A 12,713-nucleotide genomic window follows, 5' to 3' on the forward strand; every position below is an offset into this window, starting at 1 on the left:
GCGTCCACAGGGTTAGCCCACCCCGTCCGGAATTCGTTGACAGCCCTCGCACGGTCTTAATACCGTCCATTTCGCCCCCGGCCGCGCCGCTCCGGCCGGCCTTCCGGCACACCTTCCTCTCCCCGAAAGCTCAGGAGAATACAGCGTGGTAGCACACCAGCCCCTGTCGCGCCGCCGCATGCTCGGCCTGGCGGCCTTGGGCGCCGCGGCACTCGCCGGCCAGACCACGATCACCGCCGCCCCGCGGGCCGCCGCGGCCACCGCGGCCGGCGGCTCCGGCGGCACGTTCGTCCCCGCCGTCGTGATCGGCACCGGCTACGGCGCGGCCGTCTCCGCGCTGCGCCTCGGCGAGGCAGGGGTCCCCACGCTGATGCTGGAGATGGGCCAGCTGTGGAACCAGCCCGGCCCCGACGGCAACGTCTTCAGCGGGATGCTCAAGCCCGACAAGCGCTCCAGCTGGTTCAAGAACCGCACCGAGGCCCCGCTCGGCTCCTTCCTGTGGCTCGACCTTGCCAACCGGGACATCGACCCGTACGCGGGCGTCCTGGACCGCGTGAACTTCGACCAGATGTCGGTGTACGTCGGCCGCGGCGTCGGCGGCGGCTCGCTCGTCAACGGCGGCATGGCGGTCACGCCCCGGCGCTCGTACTTCGAAGAGGTCATGCCCCAGGTCGACGCGGCCGAGATGTACTCCACGTACTTCCCGCGCGCCAACTCCACGCTGCGTGTCAACAGCATCGACAAGGACTGGTTCGAGCAGACCGAGTGGTACAAGTTCGCCCGCGTCTCGCGTGAGCAGGCCAAGAACGCGGGCCTGAGCACCACCTTCGTGCCCAACGTCTACGACTGGGACTACATGCGCCGCGAGGCGGACGGCACGGTGCCCAAGTCCGCGCTGGCCGCCGAGGTCATCTACGGCAACAACCACGGCAAGGTCTCCCTCGACAAGAGCTACCTGGCCGCCGCCCTGGGCACCGGCAAGGTCACCATCGAGACCCTGCACCAGGTCAAGACGATCCGTCAGCAGAAGGACGGCACGTACCTGCTGACCGTCGAGCAGAAGAACGCCGACGGCAAGCTGCTGGCGACCAAGGAGATCTCCTGCCGCCACCTGTTCCTCGGCGCCGGCAGCCTCGGCTCCACCGAACTGCTGCTGCGGGCCCGCGAGACCGGCACCCTCCCCAACCTCAGCTCCGAGATCGGCGGCGGCTGGGGCCCCAACGGCAACATCATGACCGCCCGCGCCAACCACATGTGGAACCCCACGGGCACCAAGCAGTCCTCGATCCCCGCCCTCGGCATCGACGACTGGGACAACAAGGACGCCCCCGTCTTCGCCGAGATCGCCCCCATGCCGGCCGGCCTGGAGACCTGGGTCAGCCTCTACCTGGCCATCACCAAGAACCCCGAGCGCGGCACCTTCGTCTACGACGCCGCCAAGGACCGGGCCGACCTGCGCTGGACCCGCGAGCAGAACGCGCCCGCCGTCGCCGCCGCGAAGTCGCTGTTCGACCGCATCAACAAGGCCAACACCACGATCTACCGGTACGACCTCTTCGGCAAGCAGCTCAAGGCCTTCGCCGACGACTTCTGCTACCACCCGCTCGGCGGCTGCGTGCTCGGCAAGGCCACCGACAACTACGGCCGCGTCGCCGGCTACAAGAACCTCTACGTGACGGACGGCTCGCTCATCCCCGGCAGCATCGGCGTCAACCCCTTCGTGACCATCACGGCGCTGGCCGAGCGCAACGTCGAGCGCGTCATCAAGGAGGACGTCACCAAGTCCTGACGAGCCGTGGGCGGGGGCCGGTGCCGGGGCCCCCGCCCACGTCCGTGCCCAGCCCACGCCCGGGGCCCGCCCCTTCCCCCGGCGAGCGAGACCGTAAAGGACGAATTCCGTGAACTCCCCGCTCACCGAGGACAACGGCCTCTGGATCCGCAGGTTCCACCCGCGCCCCGACAGCCGCGTCCGGCTGGTCTGCCTGCCCCACGCGGGCGGCTCCGCCAGCTTCTACTTCCCCGTCTCCCGGGCCATGCCCGAGTCCGTCGACGTGCTGTGCGTGCAGTACCCCGGCCGCCAGGACCGCCGCACCGAGCCGCTCCTGGACTCCGTGCAGGCCCTCGCCGACAAGGTCTACGAGGCCCTGCTGCCCTGGGCCGACCGGCCCCTCGCCCTCTTCGGCCACAGCATGGGCGCCTCCCTCGGCTACGAGATCGCCCGGCGCCTGGAGCGGGACCGGGGCATCGTGCCCGCCGCCCTCTTCGCCTCCGGCCGCCGCGCCCCCTCCACGCACCGCGACGAGAGGGTCCACCTGCGCGACGACGACGGCCTCGTCGCCGAGATGCGCGGCCTCAGCGGCACGAACCCGCAGCTGCTGGGCGACGACGAGGTCCTGCGCATGATCCTCCCGGCCATCCGCGCCGACTACCGCGCCGCCGAGACGTACACCTGGGAGCCCGGGCCGCCCCTGCGCTGCCCCGTGACCAGCTTCACCGGCGACGACGACCCGAAGGTCACCGTCGAGGAGGCCGCCGCCTGGTCCGCCCACACCGACGGCCCCTTCAACCTGAAGGTCTTCCCCGGCGGCCACTTCTTCCTCGCCCAGCACCAGGCGGAGATCGTCCGCCTGATGGCCGAACAGCTGGAGACGCCCGTACGGGCGTAGCGAGCGGCAATTTCCGGCGCCGTCACATCGTTCGCTCCGATTCCACCTGATGAGGGGAAGCACCACGGAACCGGGGGCCTTCCTTGCCGGACGGCGGGTCTACTGAGGCCCGTGAGTCCGCACGCACTCGGTGTGCGGAGCGATGAGCAGGGGGAAGCGTATGAGGAAGACTGCCACCGTGGTCGCGGCCTTCACCTTCGGACTGCTGGCGGCGGCGCCGGCCCACGCGCAGGTCGACGGACACTGCGGCAAGTACATCTGCGTCATGACAGCCCATCACAACCGCTTCGTCCAGGACATCACGGTGCGGACCAAGGACGGCCTGCCCGGAACCCTGCGCTCGTACTGGGGCAATTACCACTCCCCGAAGGTCGGCGCCGCCTCCCACCGCTGGGCCGTCGGCTACGAGCAGAGCCACTCGAAGCTGGTCTGCGGCGGCCTGGAGCGCGACGGCCGCACGATCGAGGACGGCGTCTGCGTGAGCATCTGAGCCGCGGCATGCGGTGGAGGCGGCGGCCGTCGTGACCGGAGATCAGCCGGCGCGGCGGTCGTCGACTTCGACGGACAGGTGCTGCCACGGCGCGGCGAGCCGTATGAGCTCGCCGGCCGTCCACGCGCCCGCGGCGCGCAGCTTCTCGTCCGGGCGGAAGCGGACGACCGTTCCGCTCGGCCCGTCGCCGGCGACCGGCGTCAGATCGCTCACGGGAACCCCGTGCTCGTACCGCTGGGTCCACGAGCCGTTGCGGCGCCGGTTCGTGTGGACGAGCCACTCGCTGAGCGCCGCGACGACGGACATGCCCCGGCGCGGACGGCCGTCGGGGAGAAGCTGCGCGCCGGGGTGGTCGAAGAAGCGGAGGTCCCTCGTCGCCATGACGGGCTTCTTCACGATCTGACCGTGCTCGTCGCGGCGGGTGTCCGTGCCCCGCCCGTCATCCGCCACGGAGACCGAGCCGTCGGGGTGCAGCGTGACCACGCAGTGGCCGCCGCCCCGGCCGTTGTGCTCCGCCTCGTCGGCCGCGTAGGCGACGACTTCGAGGACCAGGTGCGGAACGCCCCCGGGAGCGAACGCGTCCGGGTCCCGCCGGATGGAGGCCAGATGATCGAGGTCCACGGCGTTCGCCCAATCGTGCGTCGTGTTGCGCCAGGAAGATCGTGGTGTGTCCATCGGGCCAGTATGCGGGCCGCCGGAGGTGACGCTGCTTCGGGCCCGTCGCAGGGACATTCCGGTGGGAAAAGGGGAGTATCGGGGCTGTAAGGCGTGTGCGGGGGACGCGAGGAGGATGGTCGTGATCGTCGACTGCGCGCACTACCGCGACGGGCGCCGGCAGCACGAGGGCGCGATGCCGCTGGAGCAGGCGGCCGAGCGCTGCAAGCAGGGCGGGTTCGTCTGGCTGGGCATGTTCGAACCGGCCCCGGAGGAGCTGGCCAGGGTGCGCGAGTGCTTCGGCCTGCACGAACTCGCCGTCGAGGACGCCCGGGCCTTCCACCTGCGGCCGAAGGCCGAGCAGTACGAGGACGGCACCGAGCTGATCATCCTGCGCACCGCGCGCTACGACGACGAGCGCGAGGAGATCGACACCGGCGAGATCAGCGTCTTCCTCGCCGAACACTTCGTGATCACCGTCCGTCAGGGCATCGCCAGCGAACTGCACGGCGCCCGCAGCCGGCTCGAACGCCGCCCCGAGCTCCTGCGGGCCGGCAGCTCCTCCACCCTGTGGGCCATCCTCGACCAGGTCGTCGACACCTACGCGCCGGTCGTCGGCGAACTCGAACGCGACATCGAGCAGATCGAGGCCACGGTCTTCTCCGGGGCGGTCGCCCCGACCGAGCGGATCTACTCCCTGCGCCGCGAGGCCACCGACTTCTACCGCGCCGTGCACCCGCTGCTCGCCGTGCTCACCCGGCGGCTCCAGCCCGGCAAGTCGCCGGCCGAGCTCCGCCCGTACTTCCGGGACGTGCACGACCACCTGCTACTGGTCAACGAGGAGGTCGCTGCCCAGCGTGACCTGTTGGCCACCGTTCTCGAGGCGAACATCGCGGTGATCTCCGTCGAACAGAACAAGATCAACCTGCGGCAGAGCGACACGATGGAGCGGCTCACGATCCTCGCCTCCGTGTTCCTGCCGCTGTCCTTCGTGGTCGGGTTCTTCGGGCAGAACTTCGACTGGCTGGTCAGGAGCATCAGCAGCTTCACGGCGTTCCTCGTCCTCACCGTCTGCGGACTGCTGGTGCCTTGCCTGCTGCTGTACGTATGGCTGCGGAGGCGGCGCAGACACCTCCCGCCGCCCGCGCCGGAAGTGGGCAACACGGCCCCGCGCGCCCCGGCGGTTACGGGAAGGTGAGGGAGCGCCGGGAGCGCCGGGAGCGCCGCCCGGACGGGTCCCGCTCGGAAGACCGGCCGGCCGCGGGAATGCCCACGGGGCCCTTCAGGTTTCACAAGACGCTGCGTGCAGTGACACGGGTTTCCGACGACGGGAGAGATGTCATGCCTCTTGACGGCGAGTACGAGCCGAGCCCTACGGCGTGGGTGCGGGAGCAGGTGGAGAAGTACGAGGGTTCCGGCGGCACCGAGGGAACGACGATCCGCGGGCTGCCCGTCGTCATCCTCACCAGCCGGGGCGCCAAAAGCGGCAAGCTCCGCAAGTCCCCGGTCATGCGCGTGGAGCACGAGGGCGCGTACGCGGCGGTCGCCTCGCTGGGCGGCGCGCCCAAGAACCCGTCCTGGTACAGCAACGTGGTCGCCGACCCACACGTGGAACTCCGGGACGGGAAGGACGTCTGGGACATGACGGCCCGGGAGGTCACCGGCGAGGAGAAGGCCGTCTGGTGGGAGCGAGCGGTCCAGGCGTTTCCCGACTACGCCGACTACCAGAAGAAGACGGACCGCGTGATCCCGGTCTTCGTCCTGGAGCGGGCGAGCGGCGGCTACTGAGCGGCGGCGCTCGCTGAACGGACGGTCCTGGCCACGGCCTCGCGAGGGCGGTGCGGATGATGCGTGTGGTCGTCCTGGGCGAGTTCCGTGCGGACCGGCTGCTGCCGCCGCTCCTGCACGCGGGTGCCGAGGTCGTGCTGCTGGGACGCGCGGCGGGCATCGCCCCGTTCCTGTCCTCCGCCCTCGGGGCGGACGTGGTCTGCGGAGAACTGCCCGCCGTCCTGAGCGAGCAGGACGTGCTGCGTCTGCTCGCCCACTGGCGAGCCGACGTCGCCGTTCCCGGCATGGGCTGCCCCGGCCAGGAGCAGCTCCTGCCGCTCTACGCCCGCGCCGCGTCCCGCCGGCGGACCGCCGGCCCGCGCATGGCCGTCCACGCGGAGGGCTTCGCGGAGCTGGCCAGCGACAAGGCGGCGCTCCACCGGATCGCGGAAGAGCGAGGCTGGCCCGTGCCCAGGGGCAGGGTCTGCGGCGCGGCGCCGGCCGTCCGCGCGGCAGCGAGGGAGCTCGGGCTGCCCGTGATGGTCAAGGAGGCCCGCAGCGAGTTCCACGCCGGGCGCCACTACGTACGCGATGGCGGCGCGCTCGACGGCGTGTGCGCCGAGGTCTCCTTTCCGGTGCTGGTCCAGGAGGCGCTGGCGGGGGAGGAGTACGGGGTCGAGTTCCTGTCCGGCGGGTCCGTGACGGTGGCGTGGCCGGTGGCGTCCCTGGGCCGGCTCGACGGCGAGTGCGCCCCGGGCCGCCGCGTGCGGGTCGCCCCCGCGCCCCTGCCCGCGCGCCTGCGGACGGAACTGGCCGCCACGGTACGGGACATGGCCGGGGCGTTCCGGCCGCACGGCCCGTGGCAGATGGACTTCGCCGTCACCGACGACGGCCGGCTCGTGGTGATCGAGCTGAACGGGCGGCTGGGCGGCGTGTCCAACATGAGCTGGGCCGCCACCGGAGCCGACCCGCACGCCGCCCACGCCCGGTCCGTGCTCGCCGCTCCGGCCGACGGCCTCTCCGGCGACCTCTCCGACGGCTTGTCCGGCAGCCTCCCCGCCGGGCCGCCCCCGCCCGCCCGGGTCGCGCTCGAACTGCCGGTGCTCGCCGGTACGCCCCTGCCTCCCGCGCCGGAGGGCACCGCACTCATGTTCTTTCCGGGCTCCCCGGTCAACCCCGGCCCCCTGGTCGGCGGGTACTGCCGGCCGGTGCTCACCGTCCCGGAGGACCGGCAGGGGGCGGCGCTCGCCTGGCTGCGGGAACTGCCCCCGGGAACGCTCCTGAACAGCCCGCGGGACGCCGCCGGTCAGCTGGCACGCGGTGCGCGCGGCCTGCGCGCGGCCGGCGCACTCACGCCCTTGCACACGCTCATGCGAGAAGGTTCGTGATGAGCTTGCGCACCCTGCCCCTGACCACGGGCAGGACGCCGTGGACGAGCTGGGTGCCGTAGACGACGGTGGTCCCCGGCGGCGGGGCGCACGTCCAGCGCGTGTGCGGGACGTCGGCGAGGCGGACGGGGCCGCGGCGGGCGGTGATCTCGTGGGCGAACCGCGTGCCCGGCGCGTAGGCGCTCCCGGGAGGCACGGCGGCATCGCTCCAGAGGGCGTCCGCGGAACACGTGTCGAGATGGAACTCCCCGCCCTCTTCCGCGTCCTCCAGGTTGAACGCGATCCGGGCGATCCGCTGCGGGCGGGCGCCGGGGTCGCCCACGCCGTGGACGTGCGGGCGGATCGCGTCGCCGGGCTTCAGGTCGTGGTAGAGCCACGGGTCGGCACCCGCGGCGGACGGGAAGGCCCGGCGGAGAACGGGGAGGGACCGTTGCAGGGCGCCGTCCAGGATCGCCTGCGCCTCGCCGGGCGGGGTCGTTCCCTCGCTGGGGCGTACGGGGACCCAGCCGCTGGTGGCGAGGTACGCGTCCAGGGCTTTGGTGAGGCCGTCCGTCTCCTCGGCGGTGAGGAAGCCTTCCACGGTCTGGACGGCCAGGGTCTCGGTCATGTGGATCACGGGTGCGGACTCCCTTCGCGGCGCCCGGCAGGCCCGGCGGCGCCTTCCCGTACGAGTGCAGTACGGGGGTGAGCCGTTGCCAAGCGCGCCGACCGGCCAATGACGGGCGGCCCGGGCCGCGGCAGCGCCGGGTGCGGCGGGGTTGACGTACCGGATCAGCCGCGCCGAGGGTGGACGCGTGACGTCCCTGAGCGCGGATGTGACCACCGAGGTGCTGGTCGTGGGCGCCGGACCGGCCGGACTGCTGCTGGCCTGCGAGCTGGCCCTGGCCGGAGTGCGGACACGCGTGGTGGACAAGCGCGCTCAGGCGCACCGGGAGTCGCGTGCCCTCAACCTCCACCCGCGCAGCATCGAGCTGATGGACATGCGCGGTCTGGCCGGCCGGTTCCTGGCCGCGGGCCGGACGGTGCCCGGCTGGCAGTTCACCGCGAGCCTGAAGCGACCGCTCGACTTCACCGCCCTCGACACGCGGCACCCGTACGCCTTGCTGCTGGCCCAGTCCCGTACCGAAGCCCTCCTCGCGGAGCGGGCGCGGGAACTGGGCGTGCCCGTCCACCGCGGCTGCGAGGCCGTCTCCCTGCGGCAGGGCGCCGGGGGAGCGGAGGCCGACGTCGAGGGGCCCGGCGGGCGGGCCACGGTGCGGGCCGCCTACGTGGCCGGGTGCGACGGAGGGCACAGCTTCGTCCGGCAAGCGGCCGGCATCGGCTTCCCCGGCACCCCCGAGTCGGTGACCGCGATCGTCGGGGACTTCGCGGTCGCCGATCACGCCGATAACGAACGGGCCCGGCGGCACGGCGTGCTCGTCGCCCGGCTGGAGGCCGGGCTGACCCGGTTCGTGGTCATGGACCCGGCGCGCATCCGGGTGCCCTCCACCGAACCGGTGACCCTGGAGGAGTTCCGCACGTCCCTGCGACAGGTGTGCGGCACCGACTGCGGCATCGGCCGGCCGCGCTGGCTGTCCCGCTTCGGCAACACCACCCGCCTCGCCGAGACCTACCGGCGGGGCCGGATCCTGCTGGCCGGCGACGCCGCCCACGTCCACTTCCCAGTCGGCGCCCAAGGTCTCAACACCGGCCTCCAGGACGCCATGAACCTCGGCTGGAAGCTCGCCGCCACCCTCCGCGGCCGGGCACCGGCCGGACTGCTCGACACGTACCACGACGAACGCCACCGGACCGGCCGGGAGCTCACCGGCCTGACCCGGGCCCAGACCCTCCTCGTCGAGCTCCCGCTGACCGCGGCCTACGGCGCCAGCGCGGGCCTCCTGTGCGAGCTCCTCGACACGCTCATCGGCCTCCCCGACGTCAACCGGCACCTGGCCGGCCGCCTCTCCGCCCTCGACACCGCCTATCCGCCCGCGGCCCCCGGTGCCCACCCGCTCACCGGCCGGCGGATGCCCGACATCCCCCTGACCGCGCCCGGAGGGAGCACCACCACCCGGTTCTACGAGTACCTGCACGACGGGCGCTTCGTCCTGCTGCAACTGGGCGGCGGCGCACCGGCGGACGACACGCCCGGTGTGCGCGTCGTCCAGGCCACGCCGGGCGAGGCGCACCCGTCCCTCGCCGCGGTGACCGAAGTGCTCGTACGCCCCGACGGCCACGTCGCCTGGGCCACCCGCACCACGGCCCTTCGCTCGCTGCGCACCGAACGCGCCCACGCACTGGCCCGGTGGGCCCCGGGGAACGGGGCGGCTTGACCCGAGGTGCCCCCGTCACCCGCCGGGACTACGGTGAAGAGTGTGGGCCGGGCGGCCCGCCCGGCCGTGGTTCGCCGGAGGCCGGCATGAACAGCGACCGAGTCCGGACCCGGCGCCCCGGAGCGCCGGCAGCGGATCCGCACGTCACGCACCTTTCACGCCTTTCACGACTCGGGAGCGGTCACGGCCCGCGGTCCGCCTCGCCGGGCCGGGAGCGAGGGGCCCGGACCGGTGTCCGGAAGCTGCTGTCGGCGCAGTCGGGGCGGCCGCTCGACACGGGCGTCCGCAGGGACATGGAGCGGCGCCTGGGCGGCGACTTCTCCCGGGTGCGGGTCCACACGGGGGAGACGGCACAGGCGTCCGCCGCATCGTTGCAGGCCATGGCGTACACCGTGGGGCGCGACGTCGCCTTCGCGAGCGGCGCCTACGACCCGGCATCGGACGAGGGCCGGGGCGTCCTCGCCCATGAGCTGGTGCACGTGATGCAGAACGGCGGTGCAAACGGCGGTGCGGAGAGCGGCGACCGGCCGGTCGGTGCGCTGCGGCTCAGCGATCCCGCCGACGCGGAAGAGCGGGAAGCCGAGGAGGCCGTGCGGGCGGTGGCCTCCGGGGCCAGGGCCCGGGTGACGCGCAGGTCCGCGCCGGGCCGGGTGGCGCGCTGCGGCGGGACGACCCACCCCGGCTGCGCGTGCGCGGAGGACGAGCCCGTGGTGCATGTGCAGCGGTTCGAGCCGCCTCCTGTGCGACGGCCTCCCGTGCGGATGCCTCCCGTCCGGACGGCCCCCGGGCGCCCGGCCGCTCCGGGCAGCGCGCCACCGGCCGCCGAGTACACGGACCCCGGTTACGACGACATGGGGGAGGCGCTGGAACAGCAGGGGAAGCGGGACCGCACGGTCATCGACGCGGAGGTTCCCCGGGCGACGCTGGAACGAGGCGGCAAGCCTCCCGATTTCCTCACCCTCGACGGGTACGGGGTGATCGTCGGGGAGGCCGGTCAGGTCCGGCACCGGAAGTTCGCGTTCCATATCCTCGACGCAATCGAGTACGAGGTGGACCGCGCCACGACGGACGAGGAGATCGAGGCCGTCGCCGCCGCGTACATACCGACGCGGAAGCAGTCGGCGGGCCGGGCGCCCCGGCCGGTGCCGCGGGCTCCCGCGCTCGATCCGCGGCGCGTCGTGATACCGAGCACCCTCGACCCGGGCGGGGAAACCCGCCTGGAGGTCTACGGGAACGCCGTCCGGAAGAAGACCAAACGGGCGCCGAAGCTCGCCACCACGGCCCTCCCGCAGGGAGGCTGCACCATGAGGATGCTGCGGGGGTTCCTCGGCAACGACCCCGTGGCCACGCTGTACTGCCAGATGGCGACCGGGACCGAGAACGAGGTGCGGGTGATGCCGCCCGGCGACCCGCGGGGAGTCGTCTACGACGCCATCAGGGAGAACACCGTCTACGAGTGCAAGTGCGGGTACGGCTCCCTCGTGAAGGCGCTGGGCCAGGACAGGTTCTGGGCGCAGTGGCGCGCGGACGGTCTCGACGAGCAGGTGCAGCGGCACCGGCGCGTGGCACAGGAGTGCGGGCTCCAGTACCGGTACATGGTCTCGAACAAAGAGTTCGCCGAGCTCCTGCGGAGGCGCTGGTTCGGCGTCACGGTGATTCACGAGCCCAGCGAGCTGTGTGACTGACCCCCGCCGATCAGCCCCGTCGTGATCACCTGATCGTAGGAGGCGCCGGTGTTCCTGCGGGCCGGGGAGCCGTGCCCGCCGCTTACGGTGACTGCCGGACCGCCCAGCGACGGCCCTGCCCCGTGCGGCTTCCTTCGGTGCCGGAGAAAAGAGGCTTCCCTTGCCTGTGAACACCACGTATCCCGGCGTCTACATCCAAGAGGTCAAGAGTTCCGTCCGCACCATCACCGGGGTGCCGACGTCGATCGCCGCCTTCGTCGGGTGGGCGCCGCGCGGCCCGGTGAACGACCCGGTGCACATCACCGGCTGGGCCGACTACGAGATGTACTTCGGCGGGCTGCACAAGGACAGCCCCATGAGCTACGCGGTCTATCAGTTCTTCCAGAACGGTGGGAGCGAGGCCGAGATCGTGCGGGTCGTCAAGGACTCGGACCCGGCCACCCTCCCCATCGGTGCGCCGCACGGGGAGGGCGAGGACACACGACACGTCCTGAAGGCCATCAGCCCGGGCATCTGGGGTCGCGGACTCCGGGCGCGGGTGGACACCGAAGTCAGCCCCGAGGTCCCCAAAGGATCCTTCAACCTGACGATCCTCGACACCAGTACGGGCACGGAGGAGAAGTACCTCAACGTCAGCACCACCAAGGATGATCCGCGCAGCCTCGCCAACCTCCTGAAGGGATCGAGCCTGGTCACGCTGGGGCCCGGCGACAAGCCCGGACCCGTCCAGGCGAACGAAAAACCGCCGGACGGTGTCGCACCGCTGGGGGACCCGCCCGCGGGCATGTCCGCGGACAAGGTGAAGTGGTTCACGGCGGGAGCGGGCGGTTCGGACAGCTTCCCGGGTGTCAAGGACTTCACCGGTGACGAGGCCGGCAAAACAGGGATCCACCAACTCCGCAAGACGGACATCTTCAACCTGTTGTGCCTCCCGGGCACCGAGGGCATGCAGGGGCTCCAGGACGTAGCCGTCAAACTCTGTGCCGACCGGCGCGCCGTCCTCCTCGTCGACCCGCCTGCCGAATGGAGGGCGGTCGGCACCGTGGCGGCGGACGCCGCCGGCGGTCTGCCCATCACGGGCGACCTCGCCCGCAACGCAGCCATCTACTTCCCCCGCGTCATCGCCCCGGACCCGCTGCTCGACGGTGCCGAGCGCCCGTTCCCGCCCTGCGGCGTCATGGCCGGTGTCCTCGCCCGCACCGATGTGCAGCGCGGCGTCTGGAAGGCTCCTGCGGGCACGGACGCCTCGCTCAACGGCGTCCACGGCCTGGAAGTGCCGATGTCGGACGTCGAGAACGGCACGCTCAACCCCCTCGGGGTCAACTGCCTGCGGCAGTTCCCCGCGGTGGGGCCCGTGGCCTGGGGCGCCCGGACCATGCGCGGGGCCGACCGGCTGGCCGACGAGTGGAAGTACCTCCCGGTCCGCCGCCTCGCCCTCTTCATCGAGGAGAGCCTCTACCGGGGAACCCAGTGGGTCGTGTTCGAACCGAACGACGAACCGCTCTGGGCGTCCATCCGCCTGAACATCGGGGCGTTCATGAACTCCCTCTTCCGCGAGGGGGCGTTCCAGGGCCGCACACCGAGCGAGGCGTACCTCGTCAAGTGCGACAGGGAGAACAACCCGCAGAACGACATCGACCGCGGGATCGTGCACATCCACGTGGGCTTCGCCCCGCTCAAGCCGGCGGAGTTCGTGATCATCGACATCCAGCAGCTGGCCGGCCAGGTCCAGGTCTAGACGGGGAGGA

Annotated in this window: 11 protein-coding genes; 9 read left to right on the plus strand and 2 right to left on the minus strand. The window is 72.2% G+C overall.

Translation table 11 applies throughout. The features are described 5' to 3' along the window. Positions 1-178 precede the first annotated feature (178 nt). From D7231_RS00480 to D7231_RS00490, 3 genes are all read left to right on the plus strand, one after another. Positions 179-1,789 carry a GMC oxidoreductase gene (locus D7231_RS00480; protein ID WP_120753366.1) on the plus strand — a complete coding sequence of 537 codons (1,611 nt, stop codon included), beginning with the start codon at positions 179-181 and terminating at the stop codon, positions 1,787-1,789. Between the two features lie 109 nt (positions 1,790-1,898). Then, positions 1,899-2,666: a thioesterase II family protein gene (locus D7231_RS00485; RefSeq protein WP_120752874.1), complete on the plus strand. Its 768-nt coding sequence runs from the start codon at positions 1,899-1,901 to the stop codon at positions 2,664-2,666. A 160-nt stretch (positions 2,667-2,826) separates the two neighbouring features. Then, entirely contained in the window at positions 2,827-3,156 is a 330-nt protein-coding gene (locus tag D7231_RS00490; RefSeq protein ID WP_228774854.1) for a hypothetical protein, read from the plus strand. A 42-nt stretch (positions 3,157-3,198) separates the two neighbouring features. On the opposite strand, the gene D7231_RS00495 is transcribed toward D7231_RS00490, so the two are convergent. Continuing rightward, positions 3,199-3,831 carry an ATP-binding protein gene (locus D7231_RS00495; RefSeq protein ID WP_120752876.1) on the minus strand — a complete coding sequence of 211 codons (633 nt, stop codon included), beginning with the start codon at positions 3,829-3,831 and terminating at the stop codon, positions 3,199-3,201. A gap of 121 nt (positions 3,832-3,952) precedes the next feature. On the opposite strand from D7231_RS00495, the gene D7231_RS00500 reads away from it, so the two are divergent. From D7231_RS00500 to D7231_RS00510, 3 genes are all read left to right on the plus strand, one after another. After that, positions 3,953-5,008: a magnesium and cobalt transport protein CorA gene (locus D7231_RS00500; protein ID WP_120753367.1), complete on the plus strand. Its 1,056-nt coding sequence runs from the start codon at positions 3,953-3,955 to the stop codon at positions 5,006-5,008. Between the two features lie 143 nt (positions 5,009-5,151). Next, positions 5,152-5,598 (plus strand): nitroreductase family deazaflavin-dependent oxidoreductase, encoded by a 447-nt coding sequence (locus tag D7231_RS00505; RefSeq protein ID WP_120752877.1) that lies wholly within the window; start codon positions 5,152-5,154, stop codon positions 5,596-5,598. Between the two features lie 56 nt (positions 5,599-5,654). Continuing rightward, entirely contained in the window at positions 5,655-6,965 is a 1,311-nt protein-coding gene (locus D7231_RS00510) for an ATP-grasp domain-containing protein (protein WP_120752878.1), read from the plus strand. Here the strand turns inward: D7231_RS00510 and D7231_RS00515 are convergent. Then, entirely contained in the window at positions 6,946-7,581 is a 636-nt protein-coding gene (locus D7231_RS00515) for a hypothetical protein (protein ID WP_120752879.1), read from the minus strand. The two genes, D7231_RS00510 and D7231_RS00515, sit on opposite strands and share 20 nt — an antisense overlap. 199 nt (positions 7,582-7,780) lie before the next feature. Here D7231_RS00515 and D7231_RS00520 point away from each other — a divergent pair, with 199 nt between their 5' ends. The 3 genes from D7231_RS00520 (at position 7,781) to D7231_RS00530 (ending at position 12,703) form a co-directional block, all read left to right on the plus strand. Then, the gene (locus tag D7231_RS00520) at positions 7,781-9,280 is read left to right on the plus strand and encodes an FAD-dependent monooxygenase (RefSeq protein WP_120752880.1); all 1,500 of its coding nucleotides are present in this window, start codon (positions 7,781-7,783) and stop codon (positions 9,278-9,280) included. An 86-nt stretch (positions 9,281-9,366) separates the two neighbouring features. Next, on the plus strand, positions 9,367-10,965 hold the full coding sequence (locus D7231_RS00525) for an eCIS core domain-containing protein (protein WP_120752881.1): 1,599 nt from the start codon (positions 9,367-9,369) through the stop codon (positions 10,963-10,965). Between the two features lie 166 nt (positions 10,966-11,131). After that, positions 11,132-12,703, plus strand: coding sequence for a phage tail sheath family protein (locus D7231_RS00530; protein ID WP_241999542.1), 1,572 nt, complete (start codon positions 11,132-11,134; stop codon positions 12,701-12,703). The last annotated feature ends 10 nt before the right edge of the window (positions 12,704-12,713 follow it).

This window comes from Streptomyces klenkii (assembly GCF_003626645.1).
In the GTDB taxonomy this organism is placed as follows: domain Bacteria; phylum Actinomycetota; class Actinomycetes; order Streptomycetales; family Streptomycetaceae; genus Streptomyces; species Streptomyces klenkii.

Excerpts from the sequence above, each read along its gene's own strand:
- D7231_RS00480 (WP_120753366.1), top strand. The coding sequence starts at position 179 with ATGCTCGGCCTGGCGGCCTTGGGCGCCGCGGCACTCGCCGGCCAGACC.
- D7231_RS00490 (WP_228774854.1), top strand. The coding sequence starts at position 2,827 with ATGAGGAAGACTGCCACCGTGGTCGCGGCCTTCACCTTCGGACTGCTG.
- D7231_RS00495 (WP_120752876.1), bottom strand. The coding sequence starts at position 3,831 with ATGGACACACCACGATCTTCCTGGCGCAACACGACGCACGATTGGGCG.
- D7231_RS00505 (WP_120752877.1), top strand. The coding sequence starts at position 5,152 with ATGCCTCTTGACGGCGAGTACGAGCCGAGCCCTACGGCGTGGGTGCGG.
- D7231_RS00510 (WP_120752878.1), top strand. The coding sequence starts at position 5,655 with ATGATGCGTGTGGTCGTCCTGGGCGAGTTCCGTGCGGACCGGCTGCTG.
- D7231_RS00525 (WP_120752881.1), top strand. The coding sequence starts at position 9,367 with ATGAACAGCGACCGAGTCCGGACCCGGCGCCCCGGAGCGCCGGCAGCG.